Here is a 24,905-nt window from a genome sequence, read left to right as displayed (position 1 = left end):
GACTCTGCCACACGGCGGGGTCCCCGGACCTGTCAGCACTCCATGCTCCGCCGAGTCCCGCACCGGGTCTAGGCTGAGACACAGAATTCTTGAAAGGACCACCCCATGGCAGATCCAGCACGCGCCGCCCGACTGGCGCAGCGCATCAAGGTGATCGTGGCCGAGGCGCTTCGTCGCCGGGTCAAGGATGAGCGCGCCGAGCTCATCACCGTCACCGACGCCCGCGTGACCAACGATCTCCAGCACTCCACGGTGTACTACACCGTGATGGCCCCGGATGAGGATTCCCGCGCCGGCGCCGAAGCGGTCCTGGCAGCCAACCAGGGCGTGCTGCGCCACGAGCTCGGCAAAAACCTCAACATCCGGCTGACCCCCACCCTCGAGTTCGTCGCCGACGAGATCCCCGAATCGGCCGCGCATATGGAAGATCTGCTGCGCAAGGCCCGGGAGCAGGACGAGCACGTCGCCGCACTCCGCAAGGACGCCCAGCCTGCCTCCGAGGAGAAGCCCTACCGCTGGCAGGTCGAGGAGGACGAGTCCTCCGAGGACGACGCCGAATCCGCCGCCGACGGGTCCGGCAGCCGCAGCTCCTCCGAGGCCAACTGAGCGTTCATGGGTAAGAAGCAGAAGCCCGAGGAGCTGGAGGTCGGCTCCGGCCTCGTCCTGGTGGACAAGCCCGCGGGCTGGACCAGCCATGACGTGGTCGGTCGCCTCCGCAAACTCGCGGGCACGCGCAAGGTCGGCCACGCGGGGACTCTGGACCCGATGGCCACCGGCGTCCTGGTCGTCGGGATCAACCGCGCCACGCGGCTGCTCACCCACATCGTCGGAGTGGACAAGACCTACACCGCCACCATGCGGCTGGGCCAGTCCACCACCACCGACGACGCCGAGGGTGAGGTCCTCCAGACCAGGTTCGCCAATGCGGTGGGCGCGGAGGACATCCATACCGAAGTGGCCCGGCTCACCGGTGAGATCCAGCAGGTGCCGTCCACGGTCTCCGCGATCAAGGTCGACGGTCGGCGCGCCTATGACCGGGCCCGAGCCGGCGAAGACGTGGAGCTCAACTCGCGCGCCATCACCGTGCATGCCTTCGAGGTCCTCGACATCCGCCGGATCGAGGGCGGCAAGCTCATCGATGTGGACATCGAGGTCCGGGTCTCCTCCGGAACCTACGTCCGCGCGCTGGCCCGAGACCTGGGCGAGGCGCTTGAGGTCGGCGGTCATCTCACCGCGCTGCGCCGCACCGCGGTGGGTCCCTACAGCATCGACCAGACCCTCACCCTGGAACAGCTCGGCGAGGACTTCGGCTATATCGGCTTGGCCGAGGCCGCTGCTCAGCTCTTTCCCGCGCGCGAGCTCACCGCTGAGGAGACCGCCAACCTCGGCTTCGGCCGGCGCGTGACGGCCTCCGGCACAGGGGAGGACCCCCAGCTCACGGCCGCCTTCAGCCCCGAGGGTGATCTAGTGGCCCTGCTGCGCGACGTCCCGGCCAAGAAGGGGGCGTCGGCGTCACCGGATGCCGCCGACGCGGCAGAGTCCAGTGACTACCAGGCCAAGCCGGAACTGGTCTTCGCCCCCGCCACCGCCCCCGCCACCGCCCCGGTCGCGGCTGAGACCTCAGCCCTGCCCGCGCCGTCCACAACCGCCCCCGCCGAGACCCCGACACAGCCCGAGGAATCCACTGCATGACGGTGATGTTCCTCATAGGCACCCTCGTCTGCGCACTGTCTGTCGTGGTGTGCTGGGTCATGACCGCGGTGCGCGATCACCCGGCTGATTCCTCGATCATCTCGCTGGCGCTGATCGAGCTCTACCTCATCGTCTATGCCGTGTACGCCGGAATTCGGCAGGCCACCGGCGCCTCGATCACGGGAGAGGCCTGGGAGTTCTGGGGCTATATTGTCACTGCACTGATGCTCCCGGTGGGAGTGTTCGTCTGGGCCATGATCGACAAGACCCGCTGGTCCAACCTGGTGATGAGCTTCGTCGGGCTCGTCGTATTCGTGATGATCTACCGCTTGGAGGAGATCTGGTGGGGAAGCGCGCTATGAGCGGAAACCTGAGCAGCACCCCGGCCGACGACGGCCGGGCCAATGCCGATCGCACCGACGGTGCCCCCGCTCGTACTGGCCGCAAGGCCCCCACTCCGCGCAACCGCGGCGTCGGCATGCTCATCATCACCGCCTACGGCATCTTCGCCGTCTCCTCCTTCGCCCGTGCGCTCTACCAGATCCTCACCGACTTCGACGCCTCCCCAGTGGCCTACTCGCTCAGCGGGTTCGCCGCCGCGGTGTACATCGTCGCCACGCTGGCCCTGGCCCGCATCGGAGCGCGCGCCTGGCGCCTCGCGCTGATCGCCGTCCTGGTGGAGTTGACCGGGGTGCTCGGCGTCGGACTCTGGACCTACCTGCAGCCGGAGCTCTTCAACGAGGCCACCGTGTGGTCCCACTTCGGCGAGGGCTACGCCTTCGTGCCGCTGGTGCTGCCCTTCATCGGACTGTTCTGGCTGCTGCGCCATCGTCCCGGACGTCCCGCCGCGCGCGGCACCCAGGCATGAGCGATAAGCTTTCCGACGTGCAGTTCTGGAACGGTCGCGAAGAAGTCCCGCAGGGACTAGGACCCACCGCAGTGACCATCGGCAATTTCGACGGCGTCCACCTGGGTCACCAGGAGGTGCTCTCCCAGCTTGTCGCCGCTGCCCACAGCCAAGCCGACACCCAGGCCGTGGCCATCACCTTCGACCCGCACCCGCTGCAGGTCCACCGCCCCGACGACTGCCCGGTCATGCTCACCGGCACCGCAGAGAAGGTCCAGCGACTCTCCGAGTCCGGCATCGATGCGCTGCTCGTGCTGCACTACAACCTGGACCTGGCAGGACTCACCGCGGAAGAGTTCGTGAAGACCTATTTCGTGGACCTGCTCAACGTCTCCGTGGTCGTGATCGGCCACGATGTCCGCTTCGGCCGCGGCAACTCGGGCAACTTCGAGACCATGGTCGAGCTGGGCGAGCGCTACGGCTTCAGCGTGCTCGGCGTCGATGATTTCGCGCTCTCCGGGCACACCGTGGCCGAGACCTCGCGCCGCTGCTCCTCCACCTGGGTGCGCGAGGCTCTCGACGCCGGAGATGTGGCCGCCGCCGCAGAGGTGCTCGGCCGCCCCCACGCCGTGCTCGGCGAGGTGGTCCACGGTGCGGCCCGCGGCCGTGACCTGGGCTTCCCCACGGCCAACCTGGCCAGCGCCTCCGAGGGCATGATCCCCGCCGACGGCGTCTACGCCGGGTGGCTGGAGGACGCCGCCGGAGCACGCTGGCCCGCCGCGATCTCGGTGGGCTCCAACCCGACCTTCCACGGACTGGAACGCGTGGTCGAGTCCCATGTCATCGACCGGCCCCAAGAACTGGTCGAGGACTTCGATCTGTACGGCCAGCACGTGCGCGTGGAGTTCGTCCAGCGGCTGCGCGGGATGGTCGCCTATGAGGGCGTGGAGAAGCTGGTGGAGCAGATGCACCAGGACGTGGTCCAGACCCGCCAGGTCCTCGCCGGACTCCCCGTCGACTAGTGCCGACCGCGCCGTGCCCTCCCGCCCCAAACCACGACCCGGCCAGCAGTCGCTGATCACCGACCCCGACCGACGACGACGGCTGGGCGCCTCCTTCTCCACGGACACCTCCCTGCAGGAGGCCTGGCGCTACGACGCCGCCCGGCCCCGATATCCGCGCGACGTGGTGGCCTCGATCCTGGTGATCGCGCCCACCCGCCCCGTGGTGGCCGACCTCGGCGCCGGCACCGGGATCCTCAGCCGCGCCCTGCTCGCCCACGGAGCCCATGTCCATGCAGTCGAGCCCTCGATCGCGATGACCGAGGTGCTCGCGGCTCGCAGCCAAGAGCCCGATCAGACTCGGGGCCAGGACGAGGTCAGCCCGCGGCTTCAGGTGCACCGGACCACTGCGGAGGCGACCGGACTGGGGGAGGCGAGCTGCGACGTCGTCGTCGCGGCCCAGGCCTGGCACTGGTTCGATGACGCGCTGGTCCAACAGGAGGTGCGCCGGATCCTGAGGCCCGGGGGAGTGCTGGCCGTGGTGGCGAACTACCTGGACACCTCCGTGCCCTGGGTGCATCGACTGACCCGGATCATGCGCGCCGGGGACGTCTACCGGCCAGGGTGGACCCCGCCGGTGGACCCGGCGTTCTTCGGTGGGTGGACCACGCAGGAGACCCGCTGGGAACGAGCGATCACTCCGGAGGAGATCCGCACGCTCTCCACCACGCTGAGCTCCTGGCTCTCCGCCGATGAGCCGGCTCGGGAGCGCCGCCGAGCCAATCTCGACTGGTATCTCGAGGAGCACCTGGAGCTGCCGCCGGGGAAGCCGGTCCAGCTTCCCTACCTCACCGTCCTCCACACCAGCGTTTTACCTGGGCTTACGTGATTTACCGGGCCCGCCGTCGGGCCGGTAATCCACGCACCGGGTGGTAAAACGCTGGAAAGGGAGCTCGGGTGGCCCCTCGCGTCGGGCTCCTGTATCGTAGAAAGGTCGCCTAGGCGGCAACGTCATGCTGCAGTCCGCGGTGGCTGACACTGGTCCCTGGCCCATCTGGGCAAAGCCCGGTCTTGTTCGCGGTACAACAATGAAGGAGCTCTTCCATGGCTTTAGATCCCGTTGTAAAACAGGAGATCATCAAGGAGTACGCAACCTCCGAGGGTGACACAGGTTCACCCGAGGTTCAGGTTGCGGTTCTGACGCGTCGGATCTCCGACCTCACCGAGCACCTGAAGGTGCACAAGCATGATCACCACACCCGTCGCGGTCTGATGATCCTGGTGGGTCGCCGTCGTCGTCTGCTGAAGTACCTTGCTGCTACGGACATCGAGCGCTACCGTTCGCTGATCAAGCGTCTCGGAATTCGCCGATGAGCTTCAGCGTCAAACGCTGATCACCAAGCAACGAACCAGGCGGCTCCTTACACGGTCTTAATGACCGTAGGAGCCGCCTGCTTTGTATGCGAGACTAGTGGGTGGCGCTCCCGCCAGTGAGAGGGATCGAACTCATATGTTCCGGTCCTCGGTAGTAGCCTCCGGGAGGCACAGCACGTGCCGGGCCCGTGGGCTTCGATCGAAGACCGACCATATGTACGCAGATCCTTCTCTCTCACTGGCGCGCCGGTAATGCACGACAACTGAGAGGAGACACCTGTTATGCAGGGTCCCGAGATTCACACTTCCGAAGCCATCATCGACAACGGCTCATTCGGTACACGCACGATTTCCTTCGAGACCGGCCGCCTCGCCAAGCAGGCCGCCGGTTCCGTCCTGGTCACCATGGACGACGACACGAGCCTGCTCTCGGCCACCACGGTGGGCAAGTCCCCCCGTGAGGGCTTTGACTTCTTCCCGCTGACGGTGGACGTCGAAGAGCGCATGTATGCCGCAGGTCGCATCCCCGGCAGCTTCTTCCGTCGCGAGGGTCGCCCCTCCACCGACGCGATCCTGGCCTGCCGTCTGATCGACCGCCCGCTGCGCCCCGCCTTCAAGAAGGGCATCCGCAACGAGGTCCAGGTCGTCGAGACCATCCTCTCGATCAACCCGGATGACCTCTACGACGTGGTCGCCATCAACGGCGCCTCCATGTCCACCCAGCTCTCCGGTCTGCCGTTCTCCGGCCCGATCGGTGCAGTCCGTGTGGCACTCGTGGACAAAGGTCAGGGCGCCCAGTGGGTCGCCTTCCCGAAGCACTCCCAGCTGGAGGACGCTGTCTTCGACATGGTCGTCGCCGGTCGAGTCGTCGACGGCGACATCGCCGTGCTGATGGTCGAGGCCGAGGCCACCGATGACTCCTGGAAGCTCATCAAGGAGCAGGGTCGCACCGCGCCCACCGAGGACATCGTCGCCGAGGGCCTGGAGGCTGCCAAGCCGTTCATCAAGGTCCTCTGCGATGCACAGGCTGACCTGGCTGCACGCGCCGCCAAGCCGGCCATCGACGTCCCGACCTTCGTGGACTACGAGGATGACGTCTTCGCCGCAGTGGAGGCCTCCGCCTCCGAGCGTCTGAGCAAGGTCTACCAGATCGCCGACAAGCAGGAGCGCGACACCGCGGACTCCGAGCTGAAGGCCGAGGTCCGCGAGGAGCTCGCCGGCGAGGGCAAGCAGTTCGAAGGTCGCGGAGGCGAGGTCTCCAAGGCCGTCGGCGCGCTGACCAAGCAGGTCATCCGCCAGCGCATCCTGCGCGATCAGGTCCGCATCGACGGACGCGGCCTGACGGACATCCGTCAGCTCACCGCCGAGGTCGAGGTTCTTCCCCGCGTCCACGGCTCGGCCATCTTCGAGCGCGGCGAGACCCAGATCATGGGCATCACCACGCTGAACATGCTCAAGCTGGAGCAGAACATCGACAGCCTGTCGCCGGTGAAGACCAAGCGGTACATGCACAACTACAACTTCCCGCCGTATTCGGTCGGTGAGACCGGCCGCGTGGGTTCGCCCAAGCGCCGCGAGATCGGCCATGGTGCTCTTGCTGAGCGCGCCATCGTGCCGGTGCTGCCCTCCCGCGAGGAGTTCCCCTACGCGATCCGCCAGGTCTCTGAGGCCCTGGGCTCCAACGGCTCCACCTCGATGGGTTCGGTCTGCGCCTCGACGCTGTCCATGCTCAACGCCGGTGTGCCGCTGAAGGCCCCGGTGGCAGGCATCGCCATGGGTCTGGTCTCCGACCAGGTCGACGGCGAGACCCGCTACGCCGCACTGACCGACATCCTCGGCGCCGAAGACGCCTTCGGCGACATGGACTTCAAGGTCGCCGGCACCTCCGAGTTCGTCACAGCCATCCAGCTGGACACCAAGCTCGACGGCATCCCGGCTTCGGTGCTCTCCGCAGCGCTGAAGCAGGCCCGCGAGGCTCGCCTGCACATCCTGAGCGTCATGGCTGCTGCCATCGACACCCCGGATGAGATGTCCGAGTTCGCGCCGCGCATCATTTCGGTGATGGTCCCCGTGGACAAGATCGGCGAGGTCATCGGCCCGAAGGGCAAGATGATCAACCAGATCCAGGAGGACACCGGCACCGACATCTCGATCGAAGATGACGGCACCGTCCTGATCGGCGCGACCAACGGCGAAGCTGCTGAGGCAGCCCGCGCCGCGGTCAACGCGATCGCCAACCCGCAGGTCCCCGAGATCGGCGAGCGGTACCTGGGCACCGTGGTCAAGCTGACCACGTTCGGCGCGTTCATCTCGCTGACCCCGGGCAAGGATGGCCTGCTGCACATCTCCGAGTTGCGCAAGCTCAACGAGGGCAAGCGCGTGGATGACGTCGAAGACGTCGTCAGCGTCGGCCAGCGCATCCAGGTCGAGATCTCCAAGGTCGATGACCGCGGAAAGCTCAGCCTCGCCCCCGTGGTCGAGGGCGACGGCTCCTCGAACACCGAGGACGACGACGCCTGATCAGCTCCTGCTGAACGGCTTCAGCTGGCCCAGCCCCGGCTGAGCGGCTGACGCCACATGATGGCCGGTGAGGTTCCCCTGCGGGGGAGCTTCACCGGCCATTTTTGTGCGCACAGATGGGTTTGCTGGCGGAGGTGCCCTGCGCTGATGCCGGGGCGCACTCTGGTGGTCATCTGTTGAGCGATTTTCGGGATTTCGTAGCCCCATCTAGTCCTTCAACTCGCCAAGATTGCTCAATAGATGGAGATCTTCGCGTGGACCCGAGACCCGAAGCCGGAACCGAGATCCGAGGGTGGAACCGGGGTCCAAGAGGACCGTGGTCATGGCAGGGTGGAGCACATGGATACGGTGATGACGGTGCTCGTGCTGGGCTTCGGCCTGGTGTTCTTCGTGGCAGTATCAGTCCGTCTCGTGCTGGCACTACGACGACGGCGCCCGGGTTCTTCGCTGCGGGATTCAGTGCTGCGGCCCGTATTGGGCGCTAGCGCAATCTCCGCGCTGCCCAGCTTGGACACCCGCACCACCGAATACCTGAACCATCACGGTCCGGCGCATCACCCGGCAGAGATCTCTCTCGAGGAGCCCCGTGTCGAGCAGCCCCGCGCCGAGGAGCCCCGCGGGCAGGAGGGTCCTGATCAGTCCCGGGAGTAGTCCCGCGCATTGCTGACACCCAGCGCGTTGCCCACGGCCGCGAGGATGATCAGCAGCGCCGCCACCAGCGGAACGATCGCCGAGATCTGTGTGCCGAAGTTCTCGGCGATATAACCGGTGACCGCCGTGGAGGAGGACTGCCCGATCACGATCGCCGTGGTGAGCATGGACATCACTGTCGCGGAGCGTCCATGGGGGCTTCGCTCGGCCACCAGGCTGAACTGGGTGACCAGTGTCGGGCCGATGCCCACCCCCATCACCAGCAGCACCAGGATCAGCACCGGCAGCACCGAGGCGAACTGCAGCCCGATGGTGCCCAGCAGCAGCACCCCGCCGAAGCTCAGCCAGCGTGCCTCCAAGCTGAAGCTGGTCGGGAACAGGGCCGCGGCCAGCGCGAAGATCGCTGATCCCACGCCCATCGCGCCATAGACCAATCCCGCGCGCTCGGCCAGGCCCAGGTCGGCCATGAAGGAGGTCAGCACCGTCAGGGTGGAGCCGAAGATCAGCCCGATGCCCAGGGCGCCCGCCAGCAGCACCAGCAGCCGCGGAGCGAAGAGCTCACCCACCGGTGCCGGCTCACGGTGGGTGGCCGTGTTCTTGGGCACGACGTCCGCGGTCGGGTGCATCGCGAAGGCGAGCAGGAAGCCTAACGTGAGCACGGCTGCTCCGATGATCGGCGCCGCTCCGCCCAGTGTGGCCGCCAGCAGACCCACGATCACGGGACCGAAGACGAAGGTGATCTCGTCGGCCGCTGATTCATATGCCATCGTGGAGTTCATCGTCTTCTGCTGCCGGGCCGCGGGGAGCTTCCGGAAGATAACGCCCACCAGACGGCTGCGGGACATCGGCGGAACCTGCGGTGCAGTGGCGCCCACCAGGAAGGCGGAGACCAGCACCGCCCAGGTGCCAAGCGGGCTGTAGACCACCCAGGCCAGGGCGAAGAGCGAGAGGCTGCTGGCGAGACCGGCGATCAGCAGCACCGGGCGCTGACCCCATCGGTCTGCCGCCGCGCCGATCAGCGGTCCGAAGATCGCGGTGCCCAGGCCCACCATCGCGGAGGTGACGCCGCCCAGGGTCAGCGAATCCCGTGCCGCGACCACCAGGGTGAGCACCCCCACCACCATCATGGCGTAGGGGAAGCGGGCCAGCAGGGCGACGGGGAAGTAGGCGGGGCCGACGGCGCCGCGCAGCGTCGGCGTCGTGGCCTCGCTGGGCGCGAAGTCGGGCTGGGGCGCGGGCATGATGATTGATCCTCCGGTGTCGGCTCTGTCGTACTCAGTGCCGCCTTGGCCGCCGCGGAGGGAACGCCGCGCACGCCAGGTAGATACACACAATTGCTGCTCGCGTCCGTACACAGGGCGCCGGTCGGGCGCGCTGGGGGAGGGCAGGTGCTCCACCCTACCGGGTCGCGTTTCAGCAGTGTTAACGCAGCCTCTCAGGCCGGGATTCACGGCGGGCCCGTGGCGCCGCCAAAAGAAGCAATGGGATGCCCTTCTGCCATCGGAGTTGTATACCCCCTGGGGTATATGCGAGAGTGGCTACATACCCCCAGGGGTATCCATGACTTTCAAGGAAGGGGAGCGATCTCATGCTTCTGGAACGGATCTACGACGAGGACCTGGCTCAGGCCAGCTACTTCATCGGCTGCCAGGCCACGGGTGAGGCGATCGTCATCGACGCTCGCCGCGATGTCCGGGAGTACTTCGACCTCGCCGCTCGCCACGGCATGCGCATCACCAAGGTCGCGGAGACGCACATCCACGCCGATTACCTCTCCGGCACTCGGGAACTCGCGGCCGCCGCAGAGGCCGAGGCCTTCATCTCCGGTGAGGGTGGTGAGGACTGGCAGTACGGCTTCGACGCCACGAAGCTCACGCACGGCGAGACCATCACGCTGGGCAACATCACCATCACGGCACGCCACACCCCCGGTCACACTCCGGAGCACCTGATCTTCCTGGTGACCGACGGCGCCTTCAGCGAGGATGCCGGCTACATGATCTCCGGAGACTTCGTCTTCGCCGGAGACTTGGGCCGCCCGGACCTCCTCGATGAGGCTGCCGGGGGAGAGGAGACCCGCTTCGAGGGCGCCAAGCAGCTCTATGCCAGCCTGAAGAACGAGTTCCTCACCCTGCCGGATCACGTCCTGGTCTACCCCGGCCACGGCGCCGGCAGCGCCTGCGGCAAGGCCCTGGGCGCGCTGCCTGCCACCACGGTGGGCTACGAGCGGGCCAACGCCTGGTGGTCCAAGCACCTCGCCGCCGATGACGAGCAGGGCTTCATCGACGAGCTCCTCGACGGCCAGCCCGACGCCCACGCCTACTTCGGCCGGATGAAGCGCGAGAACAAGGACGGCCCCACCGTGCTCGGTCCGCTGAGCCCGCTGGAGGCGTTCACCTCGGATCAGGTGCGCAGCGCCCTGGAGGAGGACCGGGCGATCTTCGTGGACACCCGCAGCAACGACGAGGTCAAGCAGGCAACCGTGCTCGGTGCACTGAATATCCCCGCCGGGGGCAAGTTCGCCAGCTTCGGCGCCTGGGCCTACGACCCAGAGACCCAGCAGCAGCCACTGATCCTGCTCGCAGCAGATCAGGACCAGGCCGAGGACATGCGCAATCACCTGATGCGGGTCGGCATCGACGCGGTCAAGGGCTACACGATCAGCCTTGCGGATTTGCCGCAGACCCAGCCGGCCACGATCACGCCGGAGGAGCTGGAGAACTTCGAGCCGACCCTGCTGCTGGATGTGCGTAACAAGTCCGAGCATGCGGCTGGCCACATCCCCGGCTCCCAGCAGCTCAGCGCCGGCCGGGTGCTGTGGCACCAGGACCAGCTGCCGAGCAGCGGGCCGATCGTGACCTACTGCCAGTCCGGAGTGCGGAACTCCGTGGCGGCCAGCGCGCTGCGTCGCGAGGGCCACGACGTCCGCGAACTCGTCGGCAGCTACGCCGGCTGGTCCGAGTGGAAGCAGTCCCACTGAACCAGTCCCACTGAACCAGGTCATCGGACCTCGATCAATGCCCCCGCACTTCGTGAAAGGAACACCCAGCCCTATGGCGAACACCACCACCCCGACGACGACGGCGCCCGCCGCCCCGATGAGCCCGACCGAACTCGCAGAGAAGCTCCAGTCACAGCAGGCACCGCTGCTCATCGACGTGCGCACACCTGCGGAACATGAGTCACTCCGGGTTCCCGGATCGCACAACGTGCCGCTGGATCTCCTGCAGAAGCACAAGGAGACCATGGCCGAGCAGCTCACCGGGGAGATCGTGCTGATCTGCCAGACCGGCAACCGCGCCAACCAGGCCCTGCAGCACTTGCGCGCTGCAGGAGTGGACTCGGCGCGAGTGCTCGAGGGCGGCGTCGTCGCTCTTCAGGCCCAGCACCAGCACCACACGGAGCAGGGCCGCCAGCGCTGGGCCATGGACCGACAGGTGCGCATGGTGGCCGGTTCCCTGGTGCTCACCGGGTTCGTGGGCAGCAAGGTGATCTCACCGAAGGTGGGCTACCTCGCCGGCGCGATCGGAGCGGGGCTGACCTTTTCGGCGCTGACCGATTCCTGCGCCATGGCCGCGGCGCTGAACAAGATGCCCTGGAACAAGGTCGAAGCTGACCCCACGGTGGAGAAGCTGCTGGCCGAGCTCCCGCGTTCGACGCAGATCCAGGATCAGCGGGCAGCCCAGGAGGGGGAAACACAGGGTCAGCATGCTGAGGCCACGCGGGTGCGGGCACGGCCATGAGCAGCGGTCTCATCCTCGCCATGGTCCTCGCCGTCGGGATCGGGGTCTCCCTGGGCCTGCTCGGCGGCGGGGGCACCATCCTCGCCGTGCCGCTGCTGACCTACGTGGCAGGGTTCTCACCCAAGGAAGCCATCGCCGCTTCGATGTTCATCATCGGGATCACCTCCCTGGTCAGCGTGGTCCCGCACGCCCGGCGCGGGAACGTGCAGTGGCGCACCGGGTTCATCTTCGGCGCGGCGGCCATGGCGGGGGCCTTCGGCGGTGGCCTGATCGGGAGTCAGCTGCCCGGCGTCGTGCTCATGGTGGCCTTTGGGATCATGATGGTGGCCACAGCGCTGGCGATGATCATGGACCGTCGGCCGCAGGCGAGCGGCGGAGCCCCTCGGAAGCTGCCTGTGGCGAAGATCCTTGTCGAGGGGCTGGTGGTCGGTCTGGTCACCGGGATGGTCGGCGCCGGCGGCGGATTCCTGGTGGTTCCGGCGCTCGTGCTGCTGGGAGGATTGTCCATGCCGGCGGCGGTGGGGACCTCGCTGCTGGTCATCTCGATGAAGTCCTTCACCGGACTCGCGGGGTATCTGACTGAAGTGAGCATCGATTGGGGGCCGGTGCTGATGATCACGGTGATCACAGTCATCGGGGCGCTGCTCGGTGCCGCCTTCGGCAAGCGTGTCCCGGAGAAGGCATTGAAGAAGGCCTTCGGATACCTGGTGCTGGCCATGGGCATTGTGGTCTTCTTCCAAGAGCTGCCCGCGGTCTACGGCGCACTAGCGACCCTGTTGGTCATCGCGCTGCTGGGGACTCGGAGGTTCTGGCGCCGTCGAGAACTGCTGGCATCATAGAGACATATCCGCGCGAGAAGCAGGGAGAGCAGCATGAGAGAAGCCGATCCGGAGACACAGCGCAAGATCGTGAACCGGCTCAAGCGAGCCCGCGGTCAGCTGGACTCGGTCATCAACGCCGTGGAGAACGGTGGGAGCTGCCGAGTCGTGGTCACCCAGCTTGCCGCGGTGTCCACCGCGCTGGACCGCGCCGGATTCAGCGTGGTCTCCTCGGCGATGCAGTTCTGCATCACCGATCCCGAAGCCGCGGCGGAGACCGAGGACGGGCTGACCGTGGAAGAGCTGGAGAAGCTGTTCCTCTCACTGTCCTGAAACTGGACCCCGTCGGCTGACCTCAGCGTCAGCATTCATTCCTCAAGAGGCCCTGGCAGCTGCCAGGGCCTCTTTTTCGTGCCAGAGCTCATCACGCGGAGATTCTCTGGGTGTGATGTTGGACACGTGGCGTCGATCACGCTACAGTTCGGTTAACCGTTTACAGAAAACCGCAGCAGAGGATCGACATGACCCGCAACCCCGTTGAGCGAGCAGGAGCCCTGGGTGACCAGGTTTCGGACGATCTGCGCCGCCGCATCATCACTCGCGAGCTGCCGACAGATGCCGTTCTGGTGGAGTCGAAGCTGGCCGAGCAGTATGACGTCAGTCGGGGGCCGATCCGAGACGCCATCCGGACACTGGTCCAGGAGGGACTCGTCGAGAATCGTGGGAGAAGCGCCCGGGTCATCGGTCTCCATGCGGCGGATGTCGATGAGTTGTTCGCCCTGCGAGCCGCGCTCGAGCACATGGCGCTGGACTTCAGCACGCAGAGCAACCGTGAAGAGCTGGTGCAGGCCCTGGAGCAAGCGTTGGAAGAGATGCGCGAGGCTGTCCAGGCCAACGACCCGCAAGCCTTCACCCGAGCTGATATGCGCTTCCACAGCAGCTTTCCGCGCTCGGCGCACCTGCGTCGGATCCACGACATGTGGAGCCAGTTTCAGCGCACCATCGGCGATCTGCTCCTGGTCGCGAACCTTGAGCACGACCATCTGGAACCCTCTCTGCGCAAGCACGAACAGCTCGCGGCCATGATCAGCGCAGGAAACGACTCCGCGGCGCTCGCTGAACTCGCAGATCACCTCAATGCTTCCCGCCGGCGTATCCGAAGGGACTACGCCGGGGCGCCGGACGAGGACGAGATCCTCACTCGCTGACCCCTGACTTCACCGAACGATCATTCACCTGCACATTCAAGAAAGGCAGCACTCCATGCGCACCACATTCCGCAATACAGCTATGCCAATTTCAGTCGCCGCAGTCTCACTCCTGGCACTGACAAGCTGTGCCGATCGGGCAGGAGGCGGCGAAGAAGCCGCTTATCCCACCGAGGACATCACCATGGTCGTCCCCTACGACGCGGGAGGCGCCTCGGACCTCTCCGCCCGGACCCTGGCGGCCGAGCTGGAGACCGAACTCGATGTCTCAGTCATCGTGGAAAACAGGTCCGGAGGTGCCGGCTCTGTGGGGCTGGACTACCTTGCCAGCCAGGAGGCCGACGGATACACCCTCGGCTACCTTCCAGTGGAGACGGTCATGCTCGGACACCAGGGCTACGACATCGACCCCGCCGATTTTGATCCTCTGGGGCAGATCGTGTCAGTCCCGGCCACCATCGCGGTTCCCGCCGACAGCGAGTACGAGACGTTGGACGAGCTGCTCGAGGCTGCAGAGTCCGAGGAGCTGTCAGTCTCCAACTCCGGCACCGGTTCCATCTGGCAGGCTGCGACCACGGCGCTCAATGAAGAAGCCGGAACGCAGCTGTCCCCGGTCCCGTTCGACGGCGGCGCGCCTGCGGTCAACGCCGCGGTCGGCGGCCAGGTCGATGCGGTCGTCGCGGGTGTCTCTGAAACTGCCGTGGCGGCCGAAGATGGACGCCTTCGCGTGCTCGCGATTCTCGATGATGAACGCGCGGACGTCATGCCCGATGTCCCCACCGCGGAGGAACTGGGTCATGACGTCAGCATTGGTGGTTGGGGAGCGATCGGTGCCCCAGCGGGGCTTCCGGAGGAGACTCACGAGGTGCTTGTGGATGCCATCTCTGCTGCCGCGGAAAGCGATGCATTCGTCGAGCTCATCGAAGACTCCGGCAACATCCCGGTGAATGTGAGCCCCGAGGAGTTCCAGCCGTTCTATGAGGAGGAGAACTCACGCTTCGAGTCCCTCTTCGCGGAGGAGTGATGCGCCATGACTTATGACGCCGCCGTTCACGGGACACCACACATCACTGCTCCTGCAGCGGAGACAACTGCCGAGAATCCGGCGACGCCACCCTCGCTTGCTGTTCGCCTCGCCGGTCCGTTGTGCGGAATTGCGGTTGGCATAGCTGTCATCGCGCTTGCGCAGACGATCACGCTGCCGTCCATCGATGGACAGTTCAGCCCGCGCTGGTGGCCCCAACTCTCTGGGGCCGCCATCGTCCTCTTCTCGCTTGCCGCTGCGGTACGAGCGATTCCTTCACATGCGCCGATGGACGAGCTGGACAGCATTCAGCCCGGCGGTGTGAGGCGAATCGCGGCCAGTCTCGGTGCCATCGCTGCATATGGCGTGCTCTGGCACTGGCTCGACTTCCGCATTGTGACCGTACTTCTGGTCGCCGGTCTGGTTGCTGTCAACGGTGGTCGCGGCTGGGCCGGTCTCGTCGCGTTCCCTGTGGTGGTCACGGCCGTGCTGTGGCTCCTGTTCAGCGTGCTGCTGAGGGTGCCCGTATGAGTGCTGTGATGGAAGGACTCAGCCAGCTCAATGATCCAGTCGTGCTGCTGTGCATACTGATCGGTGCACTCGCTGGAATGCTCGTAGGAGCATTTCCCGGCATCACTGCCACGATGGCCGTCGCGTTGGCCAGCGCATTCACCCTCACCATGGAACCCGTCCAAGGTCTCGCGGTGCTCCTGACGATCTACGTGGCCGCGAATTTCGGGGACCGAGTGCCAGCGATTCTGGTGAATACGCCAGGAACACCGGCCTCGATCGCGACAACCTTCGACGGTTACCCCTTGGCTCGACAGGGCAAGGCCGGTCTGGCCCTGACGACGTCGGCGTTTGGTGCGGCCTTCGGCACGTTCGCCGGCCTGCTGGTGCTGATATTCGCCGCGATTCCGCTTTCGCGGATAGCGCTGAACTTCGGGCCGGCAGAGATCTTCGCGCTCGTCGTCTTTGGTCTGACCATGATCGTCAGCGTGTCCGGGAGCAACCTGCTCAAGGGCCTCGCTGCTGCAGGGTTCGGTCTGGCGCTGTCCACAGTGGGACGTGATCCCATCGTGGGGACCGAACGCATGACCTTCGGCGTACTCGAACTCTCAGACGGTCTGCCATTCATCGCAGTCATCATCGGCCTGTTCGGCATCGCGGATGTCTTCGACCAGATGCTCACGCACCATGCCGCCACCGCCAAACCGATTCAGAGCTTCGGCCGATGGATGCCCAATCGAATGGAGCGTCGCCAGATGCTCAAGCCGATGGCCATCGGTTCCGGTGTCGGCGCCGTGGTCGGTGCCGTCCCAGCGGCCGGCGGGGACATCGCCGGGCTGACAGCGTGGTCCGTCTCTCGACGCTCGTCCAAGAATCCCGAGCTCTACGGCAAGGGGTCCCTGGAAGGTCTGACAGCGGGCGACACTGCCTCGAATGCGACACTCGGGCCATCCGTCAGCACGACGCTTGCTCTTGGCGTCCCCGGTGATTCGGTCATGGCCGTGCTCATGGGGTCTCTTGTGATCTGGGGATTCAATCCCGGTCCAGGGCTCTTTGCCGCGCAGCCAGATCTGGTCTACACGATCGCTGGAATCATGGTGCTCGCCACTGTGCTGACCCTCGGGTTGAGCCTGTTGCGCATGCGTGGAGTGACGAAGCTGCTCGAGCTGCCGCCGCATTACCTGTGGACGGTGGTCATCGTCTTCTGTCTGGTGGGTACCTACGCGGTCAACAACAGCACCGTCGATGTTCTGGCCATGATCATCTTCGGCGTGGTCGGTCTCTTCATGCGACGGCTGGGCTTCCCACCAGGACCTGTGGTGCTGGGTCTCATCCTGGGCAGCATGGCGGAGGCCAATCTTCGTCGGGCCCTAGAGATCGGAGGAGTCTCCAACGTGCTCACCAGCCCGATCGCCGTCGGTTTCCTCCTTGTCGCTCTGGCTTCGGTGGCACTGCCTCCGCTCCTGCGCATCTGGCGGTCCAGGAGAGCTGACCGACGAACTGCGCAGACCATCAACCAATGAACCTATTCCCCGCATTCAGCGCTGCGGAACACTCGAAAGGACTCTCATGCCACACCCCGTCGTCATCACTGCCACTCCAACCCTGTTTCACCAGACCTGGGACTTGAACGAGACCGGTATACGCGAACACTTGAACTGGCTCAAGGAGTCCGGAGTGGACGCGATCTTCTCTGCAGGGACCACCGGAGAGTTCCCCACTCTCTCTGACGCGGAGAAGCTCGCGGTGCTGGACCTTTCTCTCGAAGTCTTCGGTCCTGAGCGCACCTACTTCCACGTCGGCGCCCCATCGGCCAAGCAGGCCGGTGAACTGGCGGCGGAGTCCGTGCGGCGAGGAGCACGCAAGCTCGCCGCGGTGACACCGTACTATCAATCAGCGCCTGAGGCCGAGACACTTCGCTACTACGAGCACGTCGCTCACGAGGCGGAGGGCGCCGATCTCTTCGCCTACCTGTTTGAGGCCCGAACATCGACGCGGTCCACCCCCACCATGCTGGCATCCTTCGCTGAGGCTGGCCTCGCCGGCGTGAAGATCAGCGGTGAATCGGACGAGACCGTTGCTCAGTATCTGGCGCATCGCCCCACGGGCTTTTCGGTGTTCTCGGGCAATGACGTGTCCTTCGAGTGGTTCAGCTCAGCAGGGGGTGACGGCATCATCTCGGGTGTCTCCTCTGTCTACCCCGAACCCTTCATCGCCCTGCGTGACGCGCTCATCGAGGGAGATCCCGAGGCCGTGCGTCAGGCTCAGAGCCAGGTCGAGCGGGCGGTTTCAGCAGTCAATGCTGGAAGCTTGACGCATCTGAAGGCGGGGGTGTCGGCACGAGGCTTCGCCGGCGGACCCGTCCGCTCCGCGGTGGCCCCCGCAGGAGAAGCCGACCGTTCGTCCATCACCGCTCTCGCCGCCGAATTCGCCTCGGCCTAAGTTCAGGAGGCGCCCCGTGCGCAAGATCATCAATCAGCCCGAAGTGTTCGTCGATGAAGTCATTGATGGCATCTACCACGCCCACGCGGAACGACTGCGTCCAGTGGACCCCGCTGGCCGTGCGATGGCGCGAACCGATGCGCCGCAGGACGGACGAGTGTCGATCGTGACCGGGGGCGGGTCCGGACATCTGCCGCTGTTCCTTGGGTACGTGGGTCGTGGACTGTGTTCCGCGGCTGCCGTAGGCAATGTCTTCTCCTCGCCCTCGGCCAGCCAGGTCTACCAGGCTGCCCGGGACACCGAAGGCGGGGCCGGCGTGCTGTTCCTCTACGGCAACTACGGAGGCGACATCTACAACTTCGATCTCGCCGGGGACCTGCTCGAGGCAGAAGGCATAGCCACCCGAACGGTCATCGGCAACGATGACATCCTCTCGGCACCGGAAGACCAGAAAGACCGACGACGGGGGATCGCGGGGCTCGTCCTTGCCTACAAGATCGCTGGAGCCGCAGCGGAGGCCGGCGCCTCGCTGAAGGAGGTCGCACGTCTGGCGCAGAGAGCAGTCGACAGCAGCCGAACCATGGGCGTGGGTCTCGCCCCGACGATCCTTCCCGCCGCGGGGGAACCCACCTTCACCCTCGATGAGGGCGAGATGGAGATCGGTGTGGGCATCCATGGCGAGCAGGGCACACATCGCGGACCCCTGGAACCGGCTGATGCCATCACCGACCGTTTTCTCACGGAGCTGGGCGAAGAGCTCACGCTGGAACACGGAACGCGGGTGGCAGTCCTGGTGAACGGTCTGGGCGCGACGCCGCTGGAGGAGCTGTACCTGATCTATCGGCGGGTCGCTGAGGTCTTGGACAGTCGGGGGGTGCAGATCGCCCATCGCTTCGTCGGCAACTACGTGACAAGTCTCGAGATGGCCGGCGCCTCGGTGACGCTTCTGGAAGTCGACGAGGAATTGGACGCGTTGTTGGCGGCTCCGGCAGACTCCCCGTTCTTCAAGAGCGGGTCCAGCGGGCCTACAGCGTGGCAACGGACGCCCCAGAATGTCGTGTCGCCGTTGCGGGACGTGACACAGACCGGCACGCCAAGCGAGCTTCGTTCTCTATTGCTTGCAGTGATGCCGCAGATGCTCACGCACCAAGACGAGCTGCGTGACTTGGATGCCGTGATCGGTGACGGGGACCTGGGCATCACCGTCTCTGCCGGGGCTGAGGCCGTGGTGCAGGCGCTTGACGCCATCCCGGAAGATGCAGCTGATCGAGATGTCCTGATCGTGGCAGCCCAGGTCTTCGCTGAGGCGAATCCCTCCACTTTCGCGGCACTTACAGGCGCAGGGGCATTGGCGGCAGCCGAGACGCTGCGCGATCGCTCGATAGTGGGTGCTGAGAATGAGGTGCTTCGAGCATTCGTCGGACGTGTCGCAGAGCGCGGCGGAGCCACTCCTGGAGACAAGACCTTGCTGGACGTCCTGATTCCGCTCCTGGAGGAGAAGTCACCTGCTCCAGCGCGGCAGCTCGCGGCACGCGCACAGGAGCTGCTTGAAGAATCCGATGCCTGGGAGAATCGTCGAGGACGAGCTGCGTGGCAGGGCTCGAGGACTCAGGGCCAGCGAGATCCGGGCAGCGCCGCTGTTGTCCACTTCCTCCATGAGCTGGCCGCCGTCAAAGGAGGCAAAGCATGACACTGCTGGTCATGGGATCGGTGAACCGAGACATCACCGCACAGCTGGGCGAGTTCCCCCAGCCGGGTGAGACCGTGCTCGCCCGCGCGGCAGAGACCGCCACGGGGGGCAAGTCCGCCAATCAAGCCGTGGCCGCCGCACTGGTGGGCGCTGACTCCCATCTGGTGGCCCGCTGCGGCGCCGATACCGCCGGCACCGAGGCCGTGACTTCCCTTCTGGAGGCAGGGGTCCGCGCCGAGGCGGTCACACCAGGACGCGGTGCACAGGGGATGGCGTTCATCACCGTGCGCGCGGACGGTGAGAACACGATCGTCGTGGTCCCAGGCGCCAACGCTGAGCTCACCGCCGATGACTGCCCGCCAGCCCTGCTGGAACGGGCAGCATGGGTGCTGCTGAGCCTGGAGGTCCCCCTGGAGACGGTCCTGGAGATGGCCGCCCGATCGCGCGCCGCCGGGACGAAGGTGGCGTTGAACGCCTCACCGCTGCCCGCCGGGGCCGTGGATCTGCAGAACGTGGATATGGTCACCGTCAATGAGGGGGAAGCCCAGCACCTTCTGGAGGGAGCACCCCAGACCGAGGCCGCGAGTTCCGACCCCGCGAGTTCCGACCCCGCTGACCCGGCAGCCCTGCTCGGCCTCGAGACGCTCATCGTCACCCGCGGCGGCGAGGGCGCGGTGCTGCACCGCAGAGGACAGCCCGCCGTGGAGGTCCCCGGAGTGCCGGTCAAGGCCGTGGATACCAGCGGCTGCGGAGACGCCTTCGCGGGCGCCCTGGTGGGCCGCCTCACCTGCGGAGACAGCCTGCAGACAGCGGCCACCACGGCCGCGAGGTTCGCAGCAGACGCCGCGACCCGCTTCGGCGCGCAGAGCTCCTACCCGCGTGACTTCACAGCTTCGACAGGTTCGTGACCGCGGGGCCCTCGAGAAGGTCGCCGTCCGCGGCGAAACGCGAACCATGCAGCGGGCAGTCCCAGGACAGTGCGGCGTCGTTCCACTTCAGCACCCCGCCCATGTGGGGGCAGATCGCCGAGACTTTGCACGTCTCTCCATCAACGGTGGAGATCCCGACCGGCTTGCCGTGCTCGCGTCCGACAGTGCCTGCACCTTCGCCGGGTGCGCCCTCGGGGAGGGCATGGGCCTCCGCCGCGGCCCAGCCGGCGACCATGGTGGCGCCGACCTCGGCGTTGTCCTTGAGCCCGGTGAGCACATCGGACGGTGAGGTCATCCGGGCGCTCAGCGTCTCGGCCCAGGCCATATGCCCACCGAGGATCTCTGCAGAGATCGCAAGGGCTGCCGCCACAGCATTCGACATGCCCCACTTGTTGTATCCGGTAGCCAGGTAGATCTTTCCGCCGCCGCGGGGCAGCTTCCCGAAGAAGGGAACATACTGCGAGGTGCGGTAATCCTGTGCCGACCAGACATGGGTCCGCTCGGCGCCGGGGAAATGCTCCTGCGCCCAGTCCTCGAGGTCCTGCACGGCGGCGGCCTCGGACGCGGAGCGACCCACCACGTGGTCATTGCCGCCGATCAGCAGCAGCTCCTCGCCGTTGACCGGAACCGTGCGCAGCGTCCGGCCGGGAGAATCTGCGCTGAGGTACATCCCCTGCGGGATGCTCGCGGGGGAGTCAGGCACCCGGTAGGTCATCGCGTAGGACCGATTCGGCTTGAGCTTGGCAAAGTAACCGCCGCGATCCAGCACCGGCACACCGGTGGCGAGCATGAGCCGGCCCGCCGTGACACTGCCCTGACTGGTCTGCACGCTCAGCGGCGCTGAATCGATCTCCGGCGCTGTATCGGTCAGCGGTGAGCCCTCGGTGTCATCGTCAGTGGAGCTCCGGGCGGCATCCGCCTCAGTGTCCCGCCAGGAGCCGTCGCCGGAGCTCGCTCCGGTGACCCGCACACCCTCGATGAGCTCACCGCCTCGGTGGCGCAGCTCCGCGGCCAGTGCCGCGAGGACCTCCATGGGGTGGAACTGGACCTGGTCCTTGAGCGCCACCGCACCGCTGACCGGGAAGGGGAGGCCCGTCTTCTCGGTCCATTCCACCGGCAGCCCCGCGTTCTGGCAGGCCGCGAGCTCCTCACGCAGGGAGGAGAGACCGGATTCGGTGGCCGCATAGGTGTAGGCGGTGCGCCGCTGGTAGGGCACGCCGTGTTCCTCGAGGTAGCGGACCAGCCAGGACTGTCCCTCCTGATTGCCGTCCACGTAGGCCTGGAGGATCTCATCGGAATGGTGCTTTCGGATGCTGGAGAGGTTGGTGCCCTGCAGCAGCGACAGTTTGGCGGTGGTATTCCCGGTGGCGACGACGCCGACCGCGCGAGCCTCCAGGACTGCCACCTTGTGCCCGGACCGCGCGAGCAGCACCGCCGTGGTGAGCCCGGTCAGACCGGCGCCGGCGACCACAGTGTCATAGTGGGCGCCCTCGGTGAAGGAGTCCGTGGCGATCGACTCGGGGGAGTGGGTGTCCAGCCACAGGGAGCGCTGGGTGTTCGACGGCTCATAGGTGGAGTGCGCGGGCTGCGAATTCACGGGGCGTCCTTCCTCAGGGTGTTGCGAGTGCTAGATGCTGTACCGGGCTGTGGTTTTCATCCTGGGGGCTGGAGCTGGGAGTATCCAGCATTGGCGTCCCGGAAGCCATCCGTGGCGCCCGCGGTGCTTGGCGGGCTCAGTGGCTCAGCCGCGCATCCCGAGCGCGAAGGGCAGCACCTGGGCGGCACCGGCGCCGCGGAGCTCCCGCGCCGCCACGGTGAGCGTCCAACGGGACACCACTTCGTCATCGACCAGCAGCACGGACGCTCCCTCGATCCGGCCAGCGAGTTCGGAGGAGACCCCGAACTTGCCCAGCAGTCCGGCCAGCCGGAAGGCGCTGTTGGTGTCTGGGGAGCTGGTAGGCCCACCATCGGCCCACTCCAGGGCGCCGGCATAGGGCAGCTGCCCCACCCGGGCCAGCGACTGCGCCAGCGATTCCACGAGCACTGGATGCTTCCTCGAGGGCATGGAGACGACGACGTCGGGACGCCGCGCCCACCCCCATTCGGCCAGGACCCGGATTGCTCCGCGCACCAGCTGCTCCGAGACCTCTGTGTCCTCGCCCTGCAGGGCTTCGCGCACGGGGGTGCCCCATCCGAGGTCGCTCAGCCGGGCCAGCGCGCGCCCGGGCTCGGCCAGAGCTTCGGCGGGAAGCTTGCCCTTGAGAGAGATGCCCAGCGCCCCCAACCCGGTGGGCCACTGCTTGCGCGGGGCGATCTCCAGACCGACCCGGTCCAGGCTCGCCTTGGCTTCGGCGAGGGCGGGCTGGGAGACGTCCTGCGGGAACCAGGTCTCTGCGCAGGTGTCACAGCGCCCACAGGGCTGGGCGGCGTCGTCGTCGAGGGCGTGGGCCAGGAAGACCATCCGGCACTGCCCTTGGGGCAGACGCTCGTAATCGAGCATGAGCTGCTGCTCGGCGCGACGCATGGCCAGGATGGTGTCGTAACGTTCGGCGTCATAGGTCCACGGAACCCCGGTGGAGAGCCATCCGCCCGAGACGCGGCGGACGCTGCCGTCGACCTCGAGGACCTTGAGCAGCAGCTCGAGCGGGGAGCGGCGGATCTCCACCATGGCTTCGAGCTTCGCCACGGAGAGTGTGGTCTCCGGGGAGAGGGCCTGCAGCACCGCATCGGCGCGCTCCTGGGTGGGCATGGAGGCCTGGGCGAAGTACTCCCAGATGCGGACGTCCTCCTTGCCGGGCATCAGCAGCACGTCCGCGCTGTCCACGGCGCGGCCCGCACGACCGATCTGCTGGTAATAGGAGACCGGGGACGACGGTGCGCCGAGGTGGACCACGAAGCCGAGATCGGGTTTGTCGAAGCCCATGCCCAGCGCGCTGGTCGCGATCAGCGCCTTCACGGTGTTGTCCTTCAGCGCCTGCTCCAGCTGTTGGCGCTCGTCAGGGTCGGTCTGCCCCGTATAGGCCGCGACCTTGTAGCCGTGTGCGTTCAAGTGCGCGGCGAGGTCCGTGGCCTGGGAGATGGTCAGCGCGTAGACGATCCCGCTGCCGGTGAGGTCCTCCAGGTGCTGGGTCAGCCAGGCGATTCGCTGCTCGGAATCCGGCAGCGAGAGCACGCCCAGGCGCAGCGACTCACGGCTCAGCGTGCCGCGCAGCACGAGGACCTCTTTGTCTGGGTGCTCGCCGGCGCCGCGGGTTTGTTCGCCGGCGGGAGTCAGCTGAGCGGCGATGTCATCGACCACCCGCGAGTTGGCCGTGGCGGTGGTGGCGAGCACGGGGACCTCGGTGGGGAGGTTGCGTACGATCTCTCCGATCCGACGGTAGTCGGGCCGGAAGTCGTGGCCCCAGTCGGAGATGCAGTGCGCCTCATCCACCACGAGCATGCCCATGCGCTGCAGCAGCCCGGGAAGGACCTCGTCGCGGAATCGGGGATTGGCCAGACGCTCTGGGGAGATCAGCAGCACGTCGAGTTCGTCATTGCGCAGGGACTCCATGATGGTGTCCCATTCATGGGCGTTCGCGGAGCTCACCGCCTGGGCGCGCACCCCGGCGCGGGTGGCGGCGGCGATCTGATCCCGCATCAGCGCGATCAGCGGGGAGACGATGAGGCTCACGCCTCGGCCCCGGCTGCGCAGCAGGTGGGCGGCGAGGAAGTAGACCGCTGACTTGCCCCAACCGGTCTTCTGCACCACCAGCACGCGGCGTCGCTGCTGGACCAGGGCAGAGATCGCCTCGAACTGGCCCTGCCGGAAGTCCACCTTGGCTCCGGCCAATGCGGCCAGGCGCTCGCGGGCCTCGGCGTGGAAGGCCGGATCCTGCTCGGCGAGGCGCGCCTCGGCGTCGGAGGGCGAAGGGCTGGCGGTGTCCGTGCTTGAGGTGCTCACACGTTTACTCTGTCACAGCCCTAGGACACGGGCGGAGGCCTCTCAGGGCGAGGATTCCGGAAGCGGTTCGCTCGTGCGCAGGGCGCGGGTGACCTCGACCCAGCGTCGCAGGAACGCCGGCTCATCGAGGCGCCGCCGTCGCATCCATGAGGTGACTTCGGCATTGGACTTGCTCGCATTGCAGGATCCGCAGGCAGGGACCACGTTGTCGAGCGTGTAGCGGCCACCCCGGGAGATGGGGGAGACACAGTCCTTCTGGAGTGCGGCGCCGTCGGCCCCGCAGTAGGCACAACAGGCCCATGCTTCGAGGATGCTGAACCACTGCTCCGCCGTGAGGTCGCTTCCGGAGGCCGCCACGCGCTTGGTCCGCTTCCGGGCGGCGCGGGCGCGGCGGGAAGTACGAGCAGGCATGGCCTGAGATTAGCACCGCGCGGGTTGCCACAGCGGGACCCACACCTCGTTCAGACACTGGGGAGCGCCGCCTGGTAGCGTTCCGGCTAAGTTGACGAGTCGCGC

The 24,905-nt window shown here is 66.6% G+C and carries 24 protein-coding genes; 20 read left to right on the top strand and 4 right to left on the bottom strand.

Features of this window, described 5'->3' with window-relative positions:
• Positions 1–105 precede the first annotated feature (105 nt).
• The 9 genes from rbfA (at position 106) to IY716_RS04435 (ending at position 8,085) form a co-directional block, all read left to right on the top strand.
• Positions 106–606 (top strand): 30S ribosome-binding factor RbfA, encoded by a 501-nt coding sequence (gene rbfA, locus IY716_RS04475; RefSeq protein WP_218220383.1) that lies wholly within the window; start codon positions 106–108, stop codon positions 604–606.
• Between the two features lie 6 nt (positions 607–612).
• Positions 613–1,692 carry a tRNA pseudouridine(55) synthase TruB gene (gene truB, locus IY716_RS04470; protein WP_218220382.1) on the top strand — a complete coding sequence of 360 codons (1,080 nt, stop codon included), beginning with the start codon at positions 613–615 and terminating at the stop codon, positions 1,690–1,692.
• On the top strand, positions 1,689–2,054 hold the full coding sequence (locus IY716_RS04465) for a hypothetical protein (RefSeq protein ID WP_218220381.1): 366 nt from the start codon (positions 1,689–1,691) through the stop codon (positions 2,052–2,054). Before truB ends, IY716_RS04465 begins: the two co-directional genes overlap by 4 nt.
• The gene (locus tag IY716_RS04460; protein ID WP_369699587.1) at positions 2,036–2,560 is read left to right on the top strand and encodes a hypothetical protein; all 525 of its coding nucleotides are present in this window, start codon (positions 2,036–2,038) and stop codon (positions 2,558–2,560) included. Before IY716_RS04465 ends, IY716_RS04460 begins: the two co-directional genes overlap by 19 nt.
• Positions 2,557–3,561, top strand: coding sequence for a bifunctional riboflavin kinase/FAD synthetase (locus IY716_RS04455; protein ID WP_218220380.1), 1,005 nt, complete (start codon positions 2,557–2,559; stop codon positions 3,559–3,561). The genes IY716_RS04460 and IY716_RS04455 overlap by 4 nt, the downstream gene beginning before the upstream one ends.
• 13 nt (positions 3,562–3,574) lie before the next feature.
• Positions 3,575–4,429 (top strand): class I SAM-dependent methyltransferase, encoded by an 855-nt coding sequence (locus IY716_RS04450; RefSeq protein ID WP_218220379.1) that lies wholly within the window; start codon positions 3,575–3,577, stop codon positions 4,427–4,429.
• A 215-nt stretch (positions 4,430–4,644) separates the two neighbouring features.
• Positions 4,645–4,914: a 30S ribosomal protein S15 gene (gene rpsO, locus IY716_RS04445; protein WP_036473966.1), complete on the top strand. Its 270-nt coding sequence runs from the start codon at positions 4,645–4,647 to the stop codon at positions 4,912–4,914.
• A gap of 282 nt (positions 4,915–5,196) precedes the next feature.
• Complete coding sequence (locus IY716_RS04440) at positions 5,197–7,434, top strand: polyribonucleotide nucleotidyltransferase (RefSeq protein ID WP_218220378.1); 2,238 nt, start codon at positions 5,197–5,199, stop codon at positions 7,432–7,434.
• A 240-nt stretch (positions 7,435–7,674) separates the two neighbouring features.
• Positions 7,675–8,085 carry a hypothetical protein gene (locus IY716_RS04435; RefSeq protein WP_218220377.1) on the top strand — a complete coding sequence of 137 codons (411 nt, stop codon included), beginning with the start codon at positions 7,675–7,677 and terminating at the stop codon, positions 8,083–8,085.
• On the opposite strand, the gene IY716_RS04430 is transcribed toward IY716_RS04435, so the two are convergent.
• On the bottom strand, positions 8,070–9,326 hold the full coding sequence (locus tag IY716_RS04430; RefSeq protein ID WP_218220376.1) for an MFS transporter: 1,257 nt from the start codon (positions 9,324–9,326) through the stop codon (positions 8,070–8,072). The genes IY716_RS04435 and IY716_RS04430 overlap by 16 nt on opposite strands.
• A 347-nt stretch (positions 9,327–9,673) precedes the next feature.
• Here IY716_RS04430 and IY716_RS04425 point away from each other — a divergent pair, with 347 nt between their 5' ends.
• The 11 genes from IY716_RS04425 (at position 9,674) to IY716_RS04375 (ending at position 20,428) form a co-directional block, all read left to right on the top strand.
• A complete protein-coding gene (locus IY716_RS04425; protein ID WP_218220375.1) occupies positions 9,674–11,065 on the top strand; it encodes a rhodanese-like domain-containing protein in 1,392 nt (463 codons plus the stop codon).
• 73 nt (positions 11,066–11,138) lie between these two features.
• Entirely contained in the window at positions 11,139–11,828 is a 690-nt protein-coding gene (locus IY716_RS04420) for a rhodanese-like domain-containing protein (protein WP_218220374.1), read from the top strand.
• Positions 11,825–12,667 carry a sulfite exporter TauE/SafE family protein gene (locus tag IY716_RS04415; protein ID WP_218220373.1) on the top strand — a complete coding sequence of 281 codons (843 nt, stop codon included), beginning with the start codon at positions 11,825–11,827 and terminating at the stop codon, positions 12,665–12,667. Before IY716_RS04420 ends, IY716_RS04415 begins: the two co-directional genes overlap by 4 nt.
• Positions 12,668–12,700: 33 nt before the next feature.
• Positions 12,701–12,979 carry a metal-sensitive transcriptional regulator gene (locus tag IY716_RS04410; protein ID WP_218220372.1) on the top strand — a complete coding sequence of 93 codons (279 nt, stop codon included), beginning with the start codon at positions 12,701–12,703 and terminating at the stop codon, positions 12,977–12,979.
• 188 nt (positions 12,980–13,167) lie between these two features.
• Complete coding sequence (locus IY716_RS04405) at positions 13,168–13,854, top strand: GntR family transcriptional regulator (protein WP_218220371.1); 687 nt, start codon at positions 13,168–13,170, stop codon at positions 13,852–13,854.
• A gap of 82 nt (positions 13,855–13,936) precedes the next feature.
• Positions 13,937–14,878: a tripartite tricarboxylate transporter substrate binding protein gene (locus IY716_RS04400; protein ID WP_255316426.1), complete on the top strand. Its 942-nt coding sequence runs from the start codon at positions 13,937–13,939 to the stop codon at positions 14,876–14,878.
• A 6-nt stretch (positions 14,879–14,884) separates the two neighbouring features.
• Entirely contained in the window at positions 14,885–15,409 is a 525-nt protein-coding gene (locus IY716_RS04395; protein ID WP_218220369.1) for a tripartite tricarboxylate transporter TctB family protein, read from the top strand.
• On the top strand, positions 15,406–16,911 hold the full coding sequence (locus IY716_RS04390) for a tripartite tricarboxylate transporter permease (RefSeq protein WP_218220368.1): 1,506 nt from the start codon (positions 15,406–15,408) through the stop codon (positions 16,909–16,911). The genes IY716_RS04395 and IY716_RS04390 overlap by 4 nt, the downstream gene beginning before the upstream one ends.
• 46 nt (positions 16,912–16,957) lie before the next feature.
• The gene (locus IY716_RS04385; protein WP_218220367.1) at positions 16,958–17,830 is read left to right on the top strand and encodes a dihydrodipicolinate synthase family protein; all 873 of its coding nucleotides are present in this window, start codon (positions 16,958–16,960) and stop codon (positions 17,828–17,830) included.
• A 16-nt stretch (positions 17,831–17,846) separates the two neighbouring features.
• On the top strand, positions 17,847–19,520 hold the full coding sequence (locus tag IY716_RS04380) for a dihydroxyacetone kinase family protein (protein ID WP_218220366.1): 1,674 nt from the start codon (positions 17,847–17,849) through the stop codon (positions 19,518–19,520).
• Entirely contained in the window at positions 19,517–20,428 is a 912-nt protein-coding gene (locus tag IY716_RS04375; protein WP_218220365.1) for a ribokinase, read from the top strand. The genes IY716_RS04380 and IY716_RS04375 overlap by 4 nt, the downstream gene beginning before the upstream one ends.
• Here IY716_RS04375 and IY716_RS04370 read toward each other — a convergent pair.
• From IY716_RS04370 to IY716_RS04360, 3 genes are all read right to left on the bottom strand, one after another.
• A complete protein-coding gene (locus tag IY716_RS04370; RefSeq protein WP_369699586.1) occupies positions 20,406–22,046 on the bottom strand; it encodes an FAD-dependent oxidoreductase in 1,641 nt (546 codons plus the stop codon). The genes IY716_RS04375 and IY716_RS04370 overlap by 23 nt on opposite strands.
• A gap of 144 nt (positions 22,047–22,190) precedes the next feature.
• Positions 22,191–24,389, bottom strand: coding sequence for a RecQ family ATP-dependent DNA helicase (locus IY716_RS04365; RefSeq protein WP_218220364.1), 2,199 nt, complete (start codon positions 24,387–24,389; stop codon positions 22,191–22,193).
• A gap of 42 nt (positions 24,390–24,431) precedes the next feature.
• A complete protein-coding gene (locus IY716_RS04360) occupies positions 24,432–24,800 on the bottom strand; it encodes an HNH endonuclease (protein WP_218220363.1) in 369 nt (122 codons plus the stop codon).
• Positions 24,801–24,905 lie beyond the last annotated feature (105 nt).

It is taken from the genome of Nesterenkonia sp. Act20, assembly GCF_019173455.1.
Taxonomy (GTDB): domain Bacteria; phylum Actinomycetota; class Actinomycetes; order Actinomycetales; family Micrococcaceae; genus Nesterenkonia.
Note: the sequence above shows the minus strand (reverse complement) of the source record. Positions and strands in the feature narration are given on the sequence as shown.

Coding starts and splice junctions, on each gene's coding strand:
- rbfA (WP_218220383.1), top strand. CDS start 106: ATGGCAGATCCAGCACGCGCCGCCCGACTGGCGCAGCGCATCAAGGTG.
- truB (WP_218220382.1), top strand. CDS start 613: ATGGGTAAGAAGCAGAAGCCCGAGGAGCTGGAGGTCGGCTCCGGCCTC.
- IY716_RS04465 (WP_218220381.1), top strand. CDS start 1,689: ATGACGGTGATGTTCCTCATAGGCACCCTCGTCTGCGCACTGTCTGTC.
- IY716_RS04455 (WP_218220380.1), top strand. CDS start 2,557: ATGAGCGATAAGCTTTCCGACGTGCAGTTCTGGAACGGTCGCGAAGAA.
- rpsO (WP_036473966.1), top strand. CDS start 4,645: ATGGCTTTAGATCCCGTTGTAAAACAGGAGATCATCAAGGAGTACGCA.
- IY716_RS04440 (WP_218220378.1), top strand. CDS start 5,197: ATGCAGGGTCCCGAGATTCACACTTCCGAAGCCATCATCGACAACGGC.
- IY716_RS04435 (WP_218220377.1), top strand. CDS start 7,675: ATGGAGATCTTCGCGTGGACCCGAGACCCGAAGCCGGAACCGAGATCC.
- IY716_RS04430 (WP_218220376.1), bottom strand. CDS start 9,326: ATGCCCGCGCCCCAGCCCGACTTCGCGCCCAGCGAGGCCACGACGCCG.
- IY716_RS04425 (WP_218220375.1), top strand. CDS start 9,674: ATGCTTCTGGAACGGATCTACGACGAGGACCTGGCTCAGGCCAGCTAC.
- IY716_RS04420 (WP_218220374.1), top strand. CDS start 11,139: ATGGCGAACACCACCACCCCGACGACGACGGCGCCCGCCGCCCCGATG.
- IY716_RS04415 (WP_218220373.1), top strand. CDS start 11,825: ATGAGCAGCGGTCTCATCCTCGCCATGGTCCTCGCCGTCGGGATCGGG.
- IY716_RS04410 (WP_218220372.1), top strand. CDS start 12,701: ATGAGAGAAGCCGATCCGGAGACACAGCGCAAGATCGTGAACCGGCTC.
- IY716_RS04405 (WP_218220371.1), top strand. CDS start 13,168: ATGACCCGCAACCCCGTTGAGCGAGCAGGAGCCCTGGGTGACCAGGTT.
- IY716_RS04400 (WP_255316426.1), top strand. CDS start 13,937: ATGCCAATTTCAGTCGCCGCAGTCTCACTCCTGGCACTGACAAGCTGT.
- IY716_RS04395 (WP_218220369.1), top strand. CDS start 14,885: ATGACTTATGACGCCGCCGTTCACGGGACACCACACATCACTGCTCCT.
- IY716_RS04390 (WP_218220368.1), top strand. CDS start 15,406: ATGAGTGCTGTGATGGAAGGACTCAGCCAGCTCAATGATCCAGTCGTG.
- IY716_RS04385 (WP_218220367.1), top strand. CDS start 16,958: ATGCCACACCCCGTCGTCATCACTGCCACTCCAACCCTGTTTCACCAG.
- IY716_RS04375 (WP_218220365.1), top strand. CDS start 19,517: ATGACACTGCTGGTCATGGGATCGGTGAACCGAGACATCACCGCACAG.
- IY716_RS04360 (WP_218220363.1), bottom strand. CDS start 24,800: ATGCCTGCTCGTACTTCCCGCCGCGCCCGCGCCGCCCGGAAGCGGACC.